Genomic DNA, 17,247 nt, shown 5'->3' with positions numbered 1-17,247 from the left:
TCGGGCCGAAAGCGCCGCTCAGGCTTCGATGCGGTGTCGCAGCGCTTCGATGTCGACGCGCTCGAAATAGCGCTGGATGTTGCGCCAGATCGTGTGGAAGCCGAAGCCGCCGTGCCGCAGTTCTTCGAGCGCCGCGGACTTGCTCCAGCCCTGATACACCACGCGGTACAGTGCGCACACGAGCCCCGTGCGGTCCGCGCCGTGCTGGCAGTGGATCAGCACGGGGCCATCGTCGTCGACGGTGCGCAGGATGCGCAGCACGGCAATCATGTCCTTGTCGCAAATGCGCCAGGTGTTGATCGGCACGCGCAGCACCGCGATCTGCGAGCCGGCGAGAATGGCGTCGTCCGAATGAAACGCGCGAAAGCTCACGACCTTGCGGATGCCGAGCGCCTGCAGATGCGGCACGTCGCGGCGGGTGAGCCTCGCGCTGCGATACAGCGAAGGCGTGACGCAAAAAAGGTTGTTGACGGCCATGTCGGAAAACGCTCGTTGCAGGGCGCGGTTCTCACCGCGTGCGCGAGACGAACAGGAGCGCTACGGCGGCGGCGCTCATCGTCCAGTAGTCGGTGGGCGCGAACCAGAACCAGTGGATGTGCCACGGCACGTTCGCGGGCGTGAAGCGCGCGAGACCGTAAGCCGGGTTGAGCACGAACCAGAGAAAGTCCTCGGTGAGCCAGAACACCATGATGCAGGCAACGATGCGGGCCTCGATGCGCCACGACCATTGCCAGTTGAACAGCGGCGGCAGATGAAAAAAGAGCGCGACGAACGGAAAAACCCATGCGTGGTAACCCGTCATCGGGCGGCCGCCCCAGAAGATATCGAGCAGCCAGTGCTTCTCGATTCGCCACGTCGGCAGATTGGCCGCCCAGCCCGCGCTGCCTTCGATCTGGATTTCGACATTGGCGAAGAAGAAGCCGAGCAGCACGACCCATGCGAGCAGCGCGAGCAGGCGCGGGCCGGGGACGAAACGCGCGCGGTTCACGCCGGTCCTTGCGCGTGCGGCGCGAGCGCGTCCAGCACCGTGTCGAGCACGAGGCGCCCCGCCTGCGGCCGCCCAAGCGGCGCGATGCGCTGACGCATGCCGGCGAGACGCTCGGGCTGGTCGAGCAATGCGCGAACGCGGTAGACAAGCGCGTCGGCGTCGATGGCCTTGAGCGCGACGCCTTGCTCGAGCAGGTAGTCGGCGTTGCGCTCCTCTTGTCCGGGGATGGGCGCGGTAACGATCATGGGCAAGCCCATCGCCAGGCACTCCGAAGTCGTCAAGCCGCCCGGCTTGGTGACGACGAGGTCCGCGCAAGCCATCAAACGATCGACGCGGTGCGTAAAGCCTTGCGGGAACAACCGTCCGGGATGCCGCGCCGCTAGCGCCTGAAGCGACGCGAGCATTGCCTCGTTGCGGCCCGCAAGCGCGATGAGCTGGAAATCGCCGTCCATATCGAGCAACCGGGCCGCCGCCGCGTCGAGCCCCGACAAGCCCGCCCCGCCCGCCATCATCATGAAGGTCAGACGCGCGGGGTCCAGCCCGGCATGCGCGGCGCACCCGGCGCGCTCGTGCGCCTCGCCGAACGCGGGCATGACGGGAATACCGCTCACGTGCACGCGCTCCGCGGCGATGCCGCGCATACGCATGCGCCAGGCGATCTCGTCGCTCGCCGCGAAATAGCCGCTCATGGCCGGCACGATCCACATGCTGTGGAGATCGAAGTCAGTCACCTGCACCCATACGGGCGTCTGCACGCGGCCATGGCGAATCTCGCGCGAGAGCAGTTCGGCCGGCAGGAAATGCGTGCACACAATGGCATCCGGCTCGTATTGCGCGATCGCGGCAAGCAACGCGCGACAGTTCAGGCGTTCCACGGCGCGCCGGATCTTCTGCGCCAGCGAGGCGGGATCGGCCTCGTCGGTCTTCTGGTAGAGATAGCCCCACAAGGCCGGCTTGCTCGTGACGAATTCGATGTAGAGATCCGTGTAGAGCTTGCGGAAGGTCGAAGGCACGAAATCCATGACGTCGAGATGGGAAGCCACGACGCCCGCCGGATGCGCCTGGGCGAAGGCCTGGATCGCTTCGGCGGCGCGCGTGTGCCCCGCGCCCGCGCTGACGCTCAGAAGAAGGATCTTCGTTGCTCGCTTGACCATGTCGATTAGCCGATCGGGTCGGCGTTGCCTTGAGAAAGCGGATGATTTTGTCGCGGCGAGTCGTAAAGCGTGCGCTTTGGATGCCGAACGGTTGATCAACCGCAAGGATACGGCCGCGGCCCGCACGCCTCACGCTCGCGCGCCGAAATTGGCTTTTTTGATATGTTCGATCGGGGCAGAATGCACGCTTTTCGACCGCGAAAGCAAGCCGTGACGCACTATTGGCCGACACCCCATGAACGATAACCGACGTCCCATCGAGTCGCGCTCCAACCGGTACGTCGTCGCGCTCGCGGCGTTTCTGGCCCGCACGCGCGTTACGCCCAACCAGATTTCGTGCGCAAGCGCCGTATTCGCCGGAATCGGTGCGCTAGCCCTCCTGCGCCTCGACAGCATCGTCTCGATGGCGATGGCAATCGTCTGCATTCAGTTGCGGCTGCTGTGCAACGTGATCGACGGCCTCGTCGCCGTGGAAGGCGGCAAGAAGTCCATCACCGGACCGATCTTCAACGAGTTTCCCGACCGCGTGGCAGACACTTGCCTCCTTGTCGCCGCCGGCTACGCCGCGAACGTTCCGTCGCTCGGCTGGGCGGCCGCGCTGTTCGCGGCGCTTACCGCGTACGTGCGCGTGTTCGGCGGCGCCGTGGGGATGCCGCAACGCTTCATCGGGCCCATGGCCAAGCAGCATCGCATGGCAGTCCTTACGTTTGCCTGCGCCGCGACCATGCTGGAAACCTGGCTGAATCGCGGCCACGTCTGCCTCCTCGCGTCGCTTGCCCTCATCGCCGCCGGCAGCGCGCTGACCTGCGTGACGCGCACGCGGGCGCTCATACACGACCTCAACGGCGCCCAGGAAGACCCGGAACATGCATAACGTAATGCAGCGCTGGCTGCTCGGGCTCGTGCGGCTCGTCGTGGGCGCGCGCGGCCGCTACGCGAGCACGCCGCCTTCCGCGCAACAGACGATCTACTACGCGAATCATTCGAGCCACGTCGATACGCTGGCCATTCTCGCCGCCCTCCCGGTGGATTTGCGCTCCGGCGTGCGTCCGGTGGCCGCGCGCGACTACTGGGACGCCACACCCACCCGGCGCTTCATCGCGAACCGCGTACTGCGCGTGGTGTATGTGAACCGGCAAGGCACGGCCAGCGACGACGATCCGCTGCGCCTCGTGCGCACGGCGCTGACGGCGGGCTGGTCGATCATCATCTTTCCGGAAGGCACGCGCAGCCTCGACGGGGAGATCGGTCCGTTCAAGAGCGGGCTCTTCTGGCTTTCGCGTGAATTTCCCGAGGCGCGGCTCGTGCCTGTCTATCTATCCAACCTGATGCGCGCAATGCCCAAGGGCAAGCTCGTACCCGTGCCGTTGAACTGCGACGTGTCGTTCGGGGACCCCGTGCCGGGCGCAACCGGCCTCGACAAGGACGTGTTTATCGCGCAGGCGCGCGGCGCGCTCGTCAATCTTCAGGACTCCGTTAGAGGCTGACCATGCCACACGTATTCTGGATCACAGTGGTGGGCGTGCTCGCCCTGCTCTGCCTCTTCACAGTAACCGGCGCTGTGCTGCGCGCGAAGCTCGGAACGGCGAACGCAACGATCGCCAACATGAACCAGCGCATCTCGGCGTGGTGGATTATGGTCGCCGTGATTACGACCGCATTGTGGCTCGGTCCGTATGCAACGCTCGGCTTGTTCTTCGTCTGCTCGTTTTTTGCGTTGCGCGAGTTCATCACGCTCACGCCGACCAAACCCGCCGACTACGGCTCGCTGCTGCTCGCGTATTACGTCGCGTTGCCCGTCCAGTACCTGCTGATCGCGTTCCACTGGTACGGCCTCTTCTCGATCTTCGTGCCGGTGTACATGTTCTTCATCATGTCGGCCGCGGCGGCGTTCGCACAGGACACCAGAGACTTCCTGGAGCGCAACGCGCAAATCCAGTGGGCGCTCATGGTGTGCGTCTATTCGCTGAGCTATGCGCCTGCGTTGCTGCTCCTGCCGCTGCCGCATTATTTCGGCAATAACGGACCGCTCCTGCTGTTCTTCCTGCTCGTCGTGCAGTCGAGCGACGTGTTCCAGTACGTTTGCGGAAAGCTCTGGGGCAAGCACAAGCTTTCGCCGCTCGTCAGCCCTTCGAAAACGTGGGAAGGCCTGCTCGGCGGCGGCGCGCTCGCGATCGGGCTCGGCACCCTCCTGCACGGGCTCACGCCATTCAACGTATGGCAGGCGCTGCTGATGTCGGCGGTCACGGTGGCCGGCGGCTTTGTCGGCGGCCTCGTGCTCTCGGCGGTCAAGCGCTCGATGGGCGCGAAAGACTGGGGCGTGATGATCGCCGGTCATGGCGGCATGCTCGATCGCGTCGATTCGATCTGTTTCGCCGCGCCGATCTTCTTCCACCTCACGCGGTATTGCTTCGCGACGCCCTGAGCACCGGGGCCGGTCCGACGCCCCTGAAACACGCCCGAACCGACTTCAGCCGTCGAGCGTATTGAAGACGCTTACTGCACGGCAAGCTGCTTCATTTTGCCGTAGACGAATTGCCCGAAGTACCACGACAGATCGGAGTGGTTGAGAATGTTCGCGTCGGAGAGCGTGCCCGCTTCGAGCTTCAACCGCCGCAGCATGAGCTTGCCGGCCTGCGAGGCGATGTAGAGCCGCACCAGCTCCTTGCGGGTCTTCTCGTCGGCCGATTCGAAGTGCTCGCGGCCTTGCTTGACCTCCTCGTTGCGCTGCGACCTCGCCTCTTCGTCGCGCGCGGCGATGCTCTGCTTCACCGCCGTGGTCGCCACCGTCCTGGCGGTTTCCTGGGCGCTCGCCGCCACGGCCAGTTCGCCCTGGATCGCGACCATCTTGCGCTCGGCCTCAGAGACCTGCCAGTTGTGGCTCAGCGCCTTCATCAGATAGCCCGCGGGGCTCTTGGTCACCTTGCCCTGGTTGAGCCGGAACCGCGTGTATTCGATCGCCTGCTGGATGCGCTCGTCGGTCCAGCTCATGCGATGTTCCGCAATCACGTCGAACTGCTTGTTGCTCAGGCCGAATTCCTCCTTGAGCGTGAGCAGCAGGTCGTGCGCGTCGGGCTGCCGGGAAAGGAGCGCGGCGACCGTGTCCTTGCGCTTCATCCGGAAGCGGATCTTGTTGATTTTGCGCGACGTTTCCGAGTCAGCGCGCGTCTCGTAGGTGAGATCGATGTCCGATAGCTCGTTGATCTGGCGCACCGCCGGGTCGAGGTACTTAGGCCGGAAATGCTTGAACTCCGACGCGCTCGTACCGAGTTTGCCGGGCCAGCGCCGCATGACGTCCAGCTCGATCCAGTCGGTCAAACCCATCGCCACGAAGGGCAGCACATAGTCGTAGATCGCGCGGGCGTAAGTCTGGGAAAACGACGCCGTAATGCACAGGTTCAGCCAGTGATGCTTGTCGGGTCCGGTGATGTGGCGCAGCATGAGCGGCGGAATGCGGAACTGGATACGCCCCTTGCCGATCTTGACGCTGCCCATTAGCTGCTCGGAAATCCACTGATCGTCTTCGTTGGGGGCGCGGTCGGGCGGCGTGTCGGTCACCTCGATCAGCACGCGCTGCGCTTCCTTGATGACGCTCTGCAAATGGCGAACGTTGCGGCTCTCATAGCGCATGAGCCACTTGAAGTAATTCAGGTCGACGTCGTAGGTCTCGCGCGGCGCGGGTTCCTGGGCGGCAATGAAATAGGCGGCGTCGATGAATCGCCGCGAAGACAGCCCCAGCCCGTTGATGGCGACGAACACGTTATTGCGCTGAAAGCCGATTTCGCGCGTGCTCTCATTGATCGGCTGGCCGGACATCTCCTCAAAGAGACCCAGCGACATCTGCAGTGTTGTGGTCCTCCGCCCGCTCTCCTCCGACATACGCACGCTCTCTCCGTCGACATTGGGCGGCACTCTATCACTACGCAAACACAAGTCAACACAATAAACGTTACCTCAAACAGGCACCGGATTTGGCCCGCGCACAAAAAACGTACCCGATCGCACAAATATCTCTACAGCGACAGCACATAAAACGGGCCTTCGCTGCACATAAAACGGTGCAGCGAGCACAAAGAACAGTGCTTTTGAGGGACAAGCTGTTGAAACTAAAGGAAACGTGTTCGTACGTTAGTTGGTTGGTGGGTTTTTATCTTTAAGTAAACAAACAAACCGTTCGGCAAAAAAGAGGCTCTGCGAGAAGTTTGGCGTGTTGTATGTCCCCGTGCGATCCGGGAAGACTCGTGAATAAAGGCTTTCAGCGGTGTAGAACCACGATGCAACTGGTTTTCGGCTCCTCGAAGCCGAAGTGAGGTAACGATTTCTGTGCGCATCCGATGATCGGAGGAAGTGGTTTATGTGCACGACGTTTCGTGGCAAGCCGAGGTCATGCCGGATCCGGTAACGGTTATTGGAGGAAGCGGCTCACGATCCCTTTATAGACTGGACAGGTGAAGGCAACGGATTTTGTGCACGCCTGGCCGAGCTGCCGTGAAGGCAACGGTTTATGTGCTTCCCTCGGATGGAGCCTCGGGCGGTAACGGTTATTGTGCGGCGAGGGCGTTGCGAGTTATGCGCGTCGCGTTATTGGTGGTAACGGAATTTGTGCAGCCATGACTTCGGTAGCTGGCGGTGTGGATATGGGCCGCAGAGTGCCCCGGAGTGCCGCCGCACGCGGTGTGGACGGGAATGAGGTAACGGTTTTTGTGCATGCGGAGGCGGGGGGAAATAAGTTAGAACGTGGTGCCCCTCGCTTAGGTAACGGTTTTTGTGCAAACTTTGCTGCACCGGCAGGGCGGTAGAAATGGGGAAGCACAAAAAACGTTGCCGCTCCGGTATGGGTCGGCTGGTTTCGAGGCGTTGCACAAAAACTGTGACTTTGCGGGAGGCTGGCGAGCGCCTATGTCAGAGGGTCTCGATTAAGTGTCTCGGAATTTGCACAAAAACCTCGACCGTTCGCGCTGCGACGATTCGCCCGCCCTCATTTTTTGCACAAAAAATAGGCAGACGACTGGGAGCAGCCTTATAAGAGCCATGGTGGCCTTCCTGGCTGCGTTGGTAGTTAGCCCTCAAAAGGGGCGCGGGAGGCCGATACAGGCTGTTTTGAAGGGTCATTTTTCTTCATATCGCCCTCAATTAATGTGTTTTCATACGCTTTTGCTGTATTCTACGCTTTATCCAAATTCTGATAAAAAGCGTATTAATGGCAAAAACTATCGAATTGCCGTCGATTGATCGACGTGTGGACCTTTCCGCGATCACTGAATTCGCTGAAGAGGCTGGCCGTCTATCCGAAGAGCTTCGGGAGATGATGCTGGCGCCGCGGCCGCGAAAGATGGCGCCCACATTCACGTCCGCCCAGGTAGCGGAGATGTGCGGAATTGATCGCATCAAATTGAACAACCTGCTCGCCACCCGTGAGGGTCTCCCGCAGGGCGTGGCGCAAGGATCCGGGCGAAGCCGGGTCTTTACCCTGCCGGAGGCTAGAACCTGGGTCCAGCAGGTTTCTGATATTTATCAGACCCCCCTCCATACCGGCGTACGCGACGCCGACGGCAAGGTGATACTCGTCGCGAACTTCAAGGGCGGCTCGACCAAGACGACCACAACCATGTGTCTCGCCCAAGGCCTGACCTTGCGCGGCCGCAAGGTCCTGCTGATCGACCTCGATCCCCAGGCGTCGCTGACGGAACTCTGTGGGCTGTATGCCGAAAAAGAGGTGACGGAGGACAGCACGGTCCTGCCGTTCATCTACGATCCGCATATGGAAGGCGGTCTGCTGAACTTTGTGCAGGAAACCTACTGGGACGGCCTCGACGTCATTCCGGCGCATCCCACGCTTTTTTCCGCGGAATTTCACATTCCGGGTACGGTGATTAAAAATCCGGGCTTCAAATTTTGGGATCTGCTGCGCCAAGGCGTAGAAGTGCTGCGCAAGCAATACGATTACATCATTCTGGATACGGCGCCCTCGCTGTCTTATCTCACTATCAATGCGCTCATGGCCGCCGACGCGATGGTCATGCCGCTTGTGCCCGAGAGCCTGGATTTCATTAGCTCGGTGTCGTTCTGGAGCCTCTTTTCGGACCTTGCGCACACGATCATGGAACGCGGCGACGAGAAGACGTACGACTTCGTCTCCGTTTTGCTTTCGAAGGTCGACTACGGCAAAACGTCTTCGGCGCCGGTCGTGCGCTCCTGGGTGCAGCGGACCTACAAGGATTGGGTGAACGCGCTCGAGGTGCCGGCGAGTTCCGCGATGAGCAACGGTGCGCTGGCCATGGCTACCGTGTTCGACATCAGCAAGGGCGATCTCGCGGACAAGACGGTCGCGCGCGTGCGTCAACCGCTGACCGATTACGTGCAGTGGATCGACGATCTCTACGTTGAACAATGGAGGGCCGGCAAGTGAGTTCATTCCGCGACAAGATGGCGGCGAAGACCGCCGAGCTAGGTTCTTCATCGGACCGGCCGGCTGCCGAACGGCCGGCCGCCGCTGCTCCGGCGGAACCGCGCCGCAGCAGCGCGTTCAAGACCGGACCTGGCATGCTCGGCGCATTGGCGGTGGCGCAGCAGCGCATCCAGGAACTGGAGAACACGAGCGACAAGCTCATGCTTCCGGTGAATGCGATTCAACCGAACCCGTGGCAGCCCCGCAAGATTTTCAGCGACGAGGGACTTGCCTCGCTGGCTGAATCGATTCGCGAAGTCGGGCTCGTCGAGCCGATCGTGGTTCGCCGCGCAGAGAACGGCTACCAGTTGATTGCGGGCGAACGACGTCTGCGCGCGCACGCCTTGATTCAGGCGCAGGACATTCGCGCCTCCGTGATCGAGTGTTCCGATCAGGACATGGCGGTGCTCGCGCTGGTCGAAAACGTCGGCCGCGAAGATCTCACTGATTACGAAATCGGGCAATCGCTACGCCGCGCCGAGCGGGAGTTTCCGACGCGCAAGCGCATGGCCGAGGCGCTGGGTATGTCGCGCAAAGGCTTGTACCGATTTTTGGCCTTTGAAAATCTGCCGGACTTCATTCGACGCGATCTGGACTTGAATCCACGACTGCTGGGTGGATCGGCGGCGGATGAAGTCGTGTCGGCGATCAAGAAGTATGGGTCCGCTGGTCATTCGGCTGCGCGTGAATTGTGGCCGGCGGTCGTTGCCCGGACGCTGGATCAAGGTAAGCTGGCTGCGGCGATCGGTGCGCAAGCTGGGCGTGGGGAGACCACCGAAAGCGTATCTGAACGCAGCATCGAGAAAATTTTTTCAGGGAAGAGCCACGCCGGCAGCATCACCAAAGATACCAATAGCTTTACGGTCAAGCTCAAGACGGGCGTGTTGTCGGATGCGCAAGAGACGCAAATTCGGGAACTGATTAGTCAGTTGTTCAATGTGAAGCCTGGTTAATCGGGCATTGAGGTTGTGTAGTGTGGAGGGAAGCCCGCTTCGGTGGGCTTTTTCTTTTTGTGGCTTCGGATGTGTGTCGAGTTGACACGCTGCTGGAAGGAAGCTGAGAGGGGCACGGAGGATGGTGTGTCGAGTCGACACATAAGCAGGGGTGATTTGCGGGGGTGCGGAAACATCTCGTGCAGGTTGATCTCACTTGATTTAGTGGATGAGTTCGCGGGCGCGTCCGAGGCGCGGGGGAACTGTTATTCGGAGGCGGTGAAGTGTGTCGTGTGTCGAGTCGACACACCCCGGTCGAAGGGGGCCATGGGTCGCAGCGGGCCGCGGTGAGTCGCCTGGATCACAGCCGGGAATTTGGGGCCTTGCTTCGTCGGCCGTCGGTATGAGCCTAGGCCGGGAGATCTGGGGTCCCTGGTTCGTATTTGGGGCGGCTGTGTAGAGTCGGCACACGCGGGCTCTGAAATTGGGAGAGCCGTGGGACCTGTCTGGCACTCTGATGCTGGCGTTCAATAAGGGGCTGATTGAATGCGCTATGGGCGCCGGGACGAACCTAACCGGCGGGGCAAGCCAACGAGCGCAACGGTGCCAGTGGCAAGACAGTCATCGCGGATCGGGGGCTTGTTCGCACCGAGGTGCCGCGCGACCGTGACGGCAGCTTCGAGCCTGCCCTGATCTCCAGACACGATCGCCGCTTTACGGCATTCGGCGAGCGATGATCGCGATGTACGCGCACGGCATGCGCGTACGCGAGATTCAGGCCTTTCTGGCCGAAAGCTACGGTACCGAGGTATCCCCCGGGTCACCAACGAGGTGATGGCCAAACACTGGCCTGACGCGAGAAGCGATGCATCTAGTCATATTCTTCGACGCCTTGCGCGTCCAGATTCGCGACGACGTCGTGGTCAGCGATAAGGCGGTCTATCTGGCGCTGCGCATCCAGGACGATGGCCCGCGCGATGGCCGGGCCTATGATCGAACAGATCAAGGATGCGAAGTTCTGGCTCAAGGTTTTCTATGAAATCAAGGTCTGCGGCAGCCAGACATCTCGATTGCGGGGTCGACGGTCTAACGGGGGTGGGCGAGGCCGTCGGCACCGTCTACCCAGAACGGCTGTGCAGATTTGCATCGTGCGCCTGATCCGCAGCAATCTTGAGTATGCCAGTCTACAAGGACCGCAAGGCCCTTGCGGCGCCGCCACGACCCGTCTGTTCGGCAGCCAGTGAACACGCTGCACGGAAGACGCTACCGACTTTCGCTGACGGGTTCATGGGGCCTCAAAGACCTGATGATCAAGCCGGTCAGGGCACCGCGCGTGGGACCCACAAGATCATCAAAACCCGCGGGCTGCCATCAAGCTGCTGTGGTTGGCGCTACGCAGTGTCCCGGCGAAATCTGTTCGCACCGCCTTCGACTGGAAGTTGGCCATGAACGAGTTTGCTATCCCGGTTGGCGGTCGATTCGCGCAGGCGCGGGTAACGATTCCTTTAACCGCCTCACCCACAAAAAATGCGGACAGGGGCGGTGAATATCAACGAAGTGCGATGCCATTGGCCTGTTTTTCTGTTCGGTCGGCGTTGTCCGCCCAGGAGAATGCTACGCGCGCCCCTCAACTTGCCGCACATCGTCGCTTCCTTGCCGGGGCAAACTGAATCAACGTTGATCTGGGACCTGGCACTACCGTTCGCGAACACGTTATACGGCCATTTTCACGGCACATTGCATCGCCACGTAGAGGAGGGTTTGCGCACCCACGCGTGTGCTGACTTACCCCGTAACTGTGTCGAGTCGACACATAGTTACGGCGTCCTCGGCCGTGATTCCCTTCGCGAATGCAGTCTAAGACATGTGATGTGGACGGCGGATGTTGTTCAACCTCCTTGTGCCGTCCCCGTTCGTAGTGGTCGCTTTATGTGCGTTCCTCAGATCAACGTGGCGTGGACGGCCGGGATCGTAATCGGCGGGATCAGCGGAACACAACGCCTTGCACTCCAAATAGGGAGGAAAGCGAAGGCGTCGCCCCACCCGCACAGCGCGTCGTTTGCCCGAGCAGCCTCCTGTGGCGGACGCCGAGTTAGCTTTTAACCACCATCCCCCGAGGGGGCCATCCCTCAGCACGGATAGTCAGCGTGTCTGTACTGAGTTTGATACTCGCGGCTGGGGAGTGGGGTAGTAGTGGCGTTGACCGCGCGGCCGACAGCCGCACCGCTCCATAAATACTCTGAGCAAAAACATCTATAAACGCAACTAACCGAATAAAACGAAAGTGTTGAAGGATAGCGCCACCATGCAGGAATTGCGCGTCGTGGCATGCGGAAAACTGCAACTACGAGGTTGAAGTAGCGGTCAATGGACCCACCCAAGAATGAAATAGGAACCGAAAAGCTCATAAAATAGGCCGGCCCCCGCGCGACTCTGCCTCAGCAAGCGCCACGTCAAGCGTGAAACATTTCGCGCCTAACCAAGAAATCGACAAAACCTTTACCTGTCGGGCCTTTCGCCCCGAAAACAATCCAAATTCTAGTACTTGTTTCACGGCGATAACCCTTCTTCGACCCCGAAACACCTAAGAACTGTCGCCTGCAAGCTAGAGTCGAAGCTCGCCAACACCAATCGTGCAATTCACTACGTATTTTGTAGTTTTCAAAAACTAGCAACGGAAAGCGACTCCGCCGCCCCCTCTCGCCTCCTCGCCCCCGCTACCCAAACCGCACGCCCCACCTCGATTAAAATTGCCCCGCTTTGCCAACCCGCTTCAGCCATCGCTTCCGCCACCCCGCGCCTGCACACACAAAACAGAGGAAACGTCGTGAAGTTCATCCACGCGGCAGACCTGCACCTCGACAGCCCGCTGCACGGTCTAAGCGCCTATCCCGACGCCCCAGCCGGCCAATTGCGCAACGCCACGCGCGAGGCACTACGCCTGCTCGTCGATCGAGCCATTGAAGAGGAGGTCGCATTCGTCGTCATTGCCGGCGATCTCTACGACGGCGACTGGAAAGATCACAACACGGGCATTTTCTTCGGCAAGCAGATGGGACGTTTGCGCAAGGCCGGCATTCGCGTCTTCGCCCTGTGGGGCAACCACGACGCGGAAAGCGAAATGACGAAGAAACTCACGCTGCCCGATAACGTGCTGGTATTCAGTCATCGCAAACCGGAAACGCATGTGCTGGACGACATCAAGGTCGCGCTGCACGGCCAGAGTTTCAAGGACAAGGCCGTAATCGAAAATCTCGCCGTGGGCTACCCGTCGCCGGTTTCCGGCTACTACAACATCGGCGTGCTCCACACCGCACTCGAAGGCTATACGGCGCATGCGACCTACGCGCCATGCACGCGTTCCGAATTGCACGCAAAGGGTTACGACTACTGGGCGCTTGGCCACGTCCACGAATTTCAGCAGTGGTCGGAACAATCGACCATCGTGTTTCCGGGCAATCTTCAGGGGCGGCATATTCGCGAAACCGGGCGCCGCGGCGCTGTGCTCGTCAATGTCGAGGGCGGTCGCACGGAGGTCGAGCGTCTATACCTCGACGTGCTGCGCTGGGAATCAGTGCGCGTCGATGCGAGCGATTGCGAAAGCGTCGCGGAGCTGTCACGCAAGATTGGCGCTGCGCTCGAAGCGCTGCTGACCGTCGATGCGCATGTGCCGCGCGCGGTGCGGGTGACGGTGACGGGCAAGTCGCCCGCACACGGCCTCTTTTTCGGGCGTGCCACGCAATTGCGGGCCGAGGTGCTCAATCAGATCGGCATTATCGGCAATGACAAGTTGTGGCTGGAAAAGGTCAAGCTCGATACGAGCGCTGCGGATATGGCCGCCGCGCAAAACGAGCAGATCGAAGCGCTCGCGGATCTCAAACAGATACTCGAAGCCGCCACGCAGGATCCCGAATTTCTCGCGCTGCTCGAACGCGATTTGCGCGCCTTCGTCGGCAAGGTGCGCAGCGAAGTGAAAGAAGACGCGCCGCTGCTCGAACTCGCCCGCGACGGAAAATTGGCCGCGCTGGTTGAGCAGGTCGGTCCTGCGCTGCTTGCGCGCCTTTCCACGGGAGAATGACCAGTGCGTCTCAAGCAACTCGATCTGATCAAATACGGCAAATTCACCGATACGACCTTGCCGTTTCCGCGCGCGGTGCACGATTTCCACGTCATCGTGGGGCCGAACGAAGCGGGCAAGTCCACGGTGCGCACCGCCGTATCGGAATTGCTGTTCGGCATGCGTCTGCAAACGCCGCTCGATTTTCTCCACGGCACGCCCGAACTGCGTCTGGGCGGCGTATTGGAAAATGGCGCGGCCGAGCAACGTTTTCATCGCGCACGGGGTCGCAACTCACTGCGCACGCCGCAGGACGACAAATTGCCCGACGATTTTCTCGCCGCTTTTCTCGACGGCGCGAGCAAGGAGTTCTTCGAGCAGATGTTCGGCCTCGATCATGCGCGGCTCGTTGAGGGCGGCCGCAGCATTCTCGACGCATCGGACAAGCCGGGCCAGGTGTTGTTCGAATCGGCGGCGGGTGTGGGAAGCCTCGGGCCAGTGCGCGAGGAACTGGAGAGTCGCGCGGCCGAACTCTGGGCGCCGCGGCGCAGTGGCAGTGCGTATGCGCAGGCGGAAGCGTCGTTCTCCGAAGCAACGAGCGAACTGAAGGCCGCTCAAGTGCGCACGCGCGATTGGGTCGAGAAAAGGGACGCGCTGGAAACGGTCGAACAGGCGATCGAACGTCTGCGCGACGAACAGCGCGGTCTCGAATCGCAGCGCTCGAAACTCGAGCGCGTGCGCCGCCTCGCTCCCTATATAGAGGAGCTTTCGCTCAAGCAGAACGAACTGGCCGCATTGGGCGACGTCGTCGATTTGCCGCCCACCGCTTATGCCGATTTGTTGAAGGCGCAAGCCGATATCGCCGCCGAGCGCAAAGTGCAGGAGGCGCGCCAGGCCGATCTCGCCGGCAAACAGGCGTCACGCGATGCGATCGAGCCCGATCGCGCGGCGCTTGCGCTCGCCGCAGAAATCGACGCGCTCGACACGCTGCGCGGCGAATGCGTCAATCACCCGCGCGAGTTGCTGGTGTGCGAAACGACGATCCGCAATCATCTCGACGCCGCCTTTGCCGCTGCGGCCCAGCTTGGCTGGCCGAGCGAGGAAGCCGCATTGCGTGCGGCGCTGCCCGGCGCGCTCGCGCTGAAGACGGTGACGAATCTCCTGCGCGACCACGGTGTTCGCGAACAAGCGCTCACGACGGCTCGCGAGGCGCACGGCGACCAGACGCGCAAGCTCGCGCAATTGCAGGAGCAACTTACGCGCTTGCCCGGCATCGACGTGCCGCTTGCATTGCATGCGGCGCTCGACGACGCGCGCGAATTCCGCAACAGCACGACGAAGGAAAGCGCGCTCGAACGCGAACTGGCGGATGCGCAACGCACCGTCGAAGAGAAACGGCAATTGCTTGGCCAATGGAGCAAGCCGGTGCAAATGCTGCGCGCGCTCGATTTGCCATCGGCCACGCGCCTGGCTGCACTGCAAAAGGAAGAAAGCGAACGCGTGAGCGCGGTGGCCGCGGCGCGAGAAGCGGTGGCACTCGCGCAAGAAGAGATTGAGCGCGTCGAATTGCAGGAGAAGCATTTCACGCAAGGCAACAAGGTGGTGACGACTGCCGAAGTGCAGGCGGCGCGCACGCGCCGCGATAGCGCATGGGGCGAGGTGAAAGAGGCGCGCGTCAGTCTCGCGGATGGCGCCCCCGCCGTCGACGACGCGATGCGTTTGGCCGATGAACTCGTCGATGCGCAACTCGGCACGTCGCAGGCTGCGGCCACGTTGCAGAACTTGCGTCAGCAAGTCGAAACGGCGCGCGCCAATGCACAGCGCAAGCTTGCGGCTTTCAGCGAACGCGAGCGCGAACTCGAAGCCTTTCGCCATGCGTGGACGCAAATTGCAAACAACGCACAACTGCCCGGCATGCCGCTTGCAGATATGGGCACGTGGCTCGCGAATCGCGAGGCGGCGCTTCATGCACAAAGCGAAAGCGATCGCCGCACGAGCGAACTGGAAGCGCATCGCACGGCGCGCAGCAACGCCCATGCGGCGCTGCTCGAAACATTGCGCCCGGTGGCGCAGGCGAACGAAGACGATACGTTAACGACGTTGATCGGCATGGCTGAAACCGTTGTGCAGGCGGCGCAAAAGAGTGCCGTGCAGCGCGAGGGTCTGGAAGCGCAGATTCGCGACGTCGAACACGCGAGCGAATCCGCGCAATCCCGATTGACGATTGAGCAGGACGCCTACACAAAATGGCAGGCGCAATGGCGCGAAGCGCTCGCTCAAGCGAATCTTGGTGCGCGCGCCGCGACGCTCGCCGCGGTGGAAGGCGCCGTCGAACTCGCCAATGACATCGCGGCCGCTTTTTCGGACGCCGAAGTACCGCGCAACCGCATGAGCGCCATCCGCACGCAGTTGCAGACGCTGGCAGCCGATGCGCGACGTCTCGCCCAGACGCTCGCACTTGAGCGGCCCGAATCGAGCGACGGGGTCGACGTTGCGCGCCAACTCGCAGCGCGGCTCGCTACCGCGCGCGAAACGGCGAAATCCCTCGCCCAGGCCGATGCCGACGTGCAAATCGCCGGCAGGCTCGTGGCCGACGCCGCAGCGGCGGTGGCGGGCGCACAGGCGCGCATCGAGCCCATCCTCAAGCTTGCAGGCGTGGGCGAAATAGACGCGGCATTGCCGCTCGCCCAGCGTTCCGATACTCGCCGCGTGTTGGCGAATGCGATTTCGGCGGCGCGGGACACGCTCGTGCGCGAGGGCGACGGACTCGCGCAAGAGGCGATTGCCGCCGAGATCCTGGAGCAGCCTGTCGCCGAGGTGCCCGCGCTGCTCGCGACCGTGAATCAGCAACGCGAAGCGGGCAACCTCGAGCTGAGCGAATGCCTTCAGCAACAGGTGAGCGCGAGGCAGGCGTTCGACGCGATCAACGGCCAGGCCAATGCCGCGCTTGCGGAGGCGAAGCGCCAGGAGGCTCTGAGCGCGATGGGCGAAGCCGCGGAGCAATATCTCGAAGCCGCGACCGCGAGCCGCCTGCTCAAATGGGCAACGGATCGTTATCGCGATCAGAAGCAGGGGCCGATGCTGCGCTGCGCGGGTGAAATATTCAACGGACTCACGCTCGGAGAATTCGCCCGGCTCGTGGTCGATAACGAACGCAATCCGCCCGTGTTGCATGCGCGGCGTAACAATGGCAAAACCGTCGAAGTGAGTGGCATGAGCGAAGGCACGCGCGACCAGCTTTTTCTCGCACTGCGCATCGCCGCACTCGAATTGCAACTGGCGAGCAAGGCGGCGTTGCCTTTCGTTGCCGACGACCTGTTCATCAATTTCGACGACGAACGCGCAAAGGCCGGTTTTTCGGCATTGCGCAATCTATCCACGAAAACTCAGGTCTTGTTTCTCACGCACCACGATCACCTTTTGCCGTTGATTCGCGAGATATTCGGCGCGCACGTCAATGTTGTCGAATTGCAGCGCACGCCAGTCGTCGCATAGCGGCGTGAATGTTGCGTAATGAAAATTCACGGGAAGTCTGCTTACGAAATCATCAATAATCTGATCAGGAAGCGTGTTTTTTACTACAAAACATTCGTTTAAAATTGCCACTACGCGTGATTTGACTTCATAATCACCCTGTCTTTCGCGACGCCCCGGCCGACAAAAAACGC

Annotated in this window: 11 protein-coding genes and 1 pseudogene; 8 read left to right on the top strand and 4 right to left on the bottom strand. The window is 61.5% G+C overall.

All coding sequences use genetic code 11. The features are described from left to right. Positions 1–18 precede the first annotated feature (18 nt). Genes U5768_RS00590 through U5768_RS00580 form a run of 3 tightly spaced genes read right to left on the bottom strand, consistent with a single transcriptional unit; the run spans position 19 to position 2,142 of the window. Positions 19–477 carry a dual specificity protein phosphatase family protein gene (locus tag U5768_RS00590; protein WP_322028439.1) on the bottom strand — a complete coding sequence of 153 codons (459 nt, stop codon included), beginning with the start codon at positions 475–477 and terminating at the stop codon, positions 19–21. 31 nt (positions 478–508) lie between these two features. After that, complete coding sequence (locus tag U5768_RS00585) at positions 509–988, bottom strand: hypothetical protein (protein ID WP_322028438.1); 480 nt, start codon at positions 986–988, stop codon at positions 509–511. Then, positions 985–2,142: an MGDG synthase family glycosyltransferase gene (locus tag U5768_RS00580; protein WP_322028437.1), complete on the bottom strand. Its 1,158-nt coding sequence runs from the start codon at positions 2,140–2,142 to the stop codon at positions 985–987. The genes U5768_RS00585 and U5768_RS00580 overlap by 4 nt, the downstream gene beginning before the upstream one ends. A 235-nt stretch (positions 2,143–2,377) precedes the next feature. Here U5768_RS00580 and U5768_RS00575 point away from each other — a divergent pair, with 235 nt between their 5' ends. Genes U5768_RS00575 through U5768_RS00565 form a run of 3 tightly spaced genes read left to right on the top strand, consistent with a single transcriptional unit; the run spans position 2,378 to position 4,567 of the window. Beyond that, on the top strand, positions 2,378–3,016 hold the full coding sequence (locus U5768_RS00575; protein WP_322028436.1) for a CDP-alcohol phosphatidyltransferase family protein: 639 nt from the start codon (positions 2,378–2,380) through the stop codon (positions 3,014–3,016). Beyond that, positions 3,009–3,629, top strand: a complete 621-nt coding sequence (locus U5768_RS00570) for a lysophospholipid acyltransferase family protein (protein ID WP_322028435.1) — start codon at positions 3,009–3,011, stop codon at positions 3,627–3,629. Before U5768_RS00575 ends, U5768_RS00570 begins: the two co-directional genes overlap by 8 nt. Positions 3,630–3,631: 2 nt before the next feature. Next, positions 3,632–4,567 carry a phosphatidate cytidylyltransferase gene (locus U5768_RS00565; protein ID WP_322028434.1) on the top strand — a complete coding sequence of 312 codons (936 nt, stop codon included), beginning with the start codon at positions 3,632–3,634 and terminating at the stop codon, positions 4,565–4,567. Positions 4,568–4,638: 71 nt separating this feature from the next. Here the strand turns inward: U5768_RS00565 and U5768_RS00560 are convergent, their stop codons facing one another. Then, positions 4,639–5,982, bottom strand: a complete 1,344-nt coding sequence (locus U5768_RS00560; protein WP_322028433.1) for a replication initiation protein — start codon at positions 5,980–5,982, stop codon at positions 4,639–4,641. A 1,360-nt stretch (positions 5,983–7,342) separates the two neighbouring features. On the opposite strand from U5768_RS00560, the gene U5768_RS00555 reads away from it, so the two are divergent. From U5768_RS00555 to U5768_RS00535, 5 genes and pseudogenes are all read left to right on the top strand, one after another. Then, positions 7,343–8,551, top strand: a complete 1,209-nt coding sequence (locus tag U5768_RS00555) for an AAA family ATPase (protein ID WP_028208684.1) — start codon at positions 7,343–7,345, stop codon at positions 8,549–8,551. Next, positions 8,548–9,543, top strand: coding sequence for a ParB/RepB/Spo0J family partition protein (locus tag U5768_RS00550; RefSeq protein WP_322028432.1), 996 nt, complete (start codon positions 8,548–8,550; stop codon positions 9,541–9,543). Before U5768_RS00555 ends, U5768_RS00550 begins: the two co-directional genes overlap by 4 nt. 493 nt (positions 9,544–10,036) lie before the next feature. Beyond that, positions 10,037–11,018, top strand: a pseudogene (locus U5768_RS00545) (IS256 family transposase); the annotation flags it as partial. Between the two features lie 1,331 nt (positions 11,019–12,349). Continuing rightward, complete coding sequence (locus U5768_RS00540; protein ID WP_322028431.1) at positions 12,350–13,600, top strand: DNA repair exonuclease; 1,251 nt, start codon at positions 12,350–12,352, stop codon at positions 13,598–13,600. 3 nt (positions 13,601–13,603) lie between these two features. Further along, positions 13,604–17,074: an ATP-binding protein gene (locus tag U5768_RS00535; protein ID WP_322028430.1), complete on the top strand. Its 3,471-nt coding sequence runs from the start codon at positions 13,604–13,606 to the stop codon at positions 17,072–17,074. Positions 17,075–17,247 lie beyond the last annotated feature (173 nt).

This window comes from Paraburkholderia sp. J76, assembly GCF_905220295.1.
GTDB lineage: Bacteria > Pseudomonadota > Gammaproteobacteria > Burkholderiales > Burkholderiaceae > Paraburkholderia.
The sequence above is the reverse complement of the archived record's forward strand: the minus strand, read 5'-3'. Positions and strand labels throughout refer to the sequence as shown.

Coding starts and splice junctions, on each gene's coding strand:
- U5768_RS00590 (WP_322028439.1), bottom strand. CDS start 477: ATGGCCGTCAACAACCTTTTTTGCGTCACGCCTTCGCTGTATCGCAGC.
- U5768_RS00580 (WP_322028437.1), bottom strand. CDS start 2,142: ATGGTCAAGCGAGCAACGAAGATCCTTCTTCTGAGCGTCAGCGCGGGC.
- U5768_RS00575 (WP_322028436.1), top strand. CDS start 2,378: ATGAACGATAACCGACGTCCCATCGAGTCGCGCTCCAACCGGTACGTC.
- U5768_RS00570 (WP_322028435.1), top strand. CDS start 3,009: ATGCATAACGTAATGCAGCGCTGGCTGCTCGGGCTCGTGCGGCTCGTC.
- U5768_RS00565 (WP_322028434.1), top strand. CDS start 3,632: ATGCCACACGTATTCTGGATCACAGTGGTGGGCGTGCTCGCCCTGCTC.
- U5768_RS00560 (WP_322028433.1), bottom strand. CDS start 5,982: ATGTCGCTGGGTCTCTTTGAGGAGATGTCCGGCCAGCCGATCAATGAG.
- U5768_RS00555 (WP_028208684.1), top strand. CDS start 7,343: ATGGCAAAAACTATCGAATTGCCGTCGATTGATCGACGTGTGGACCTT.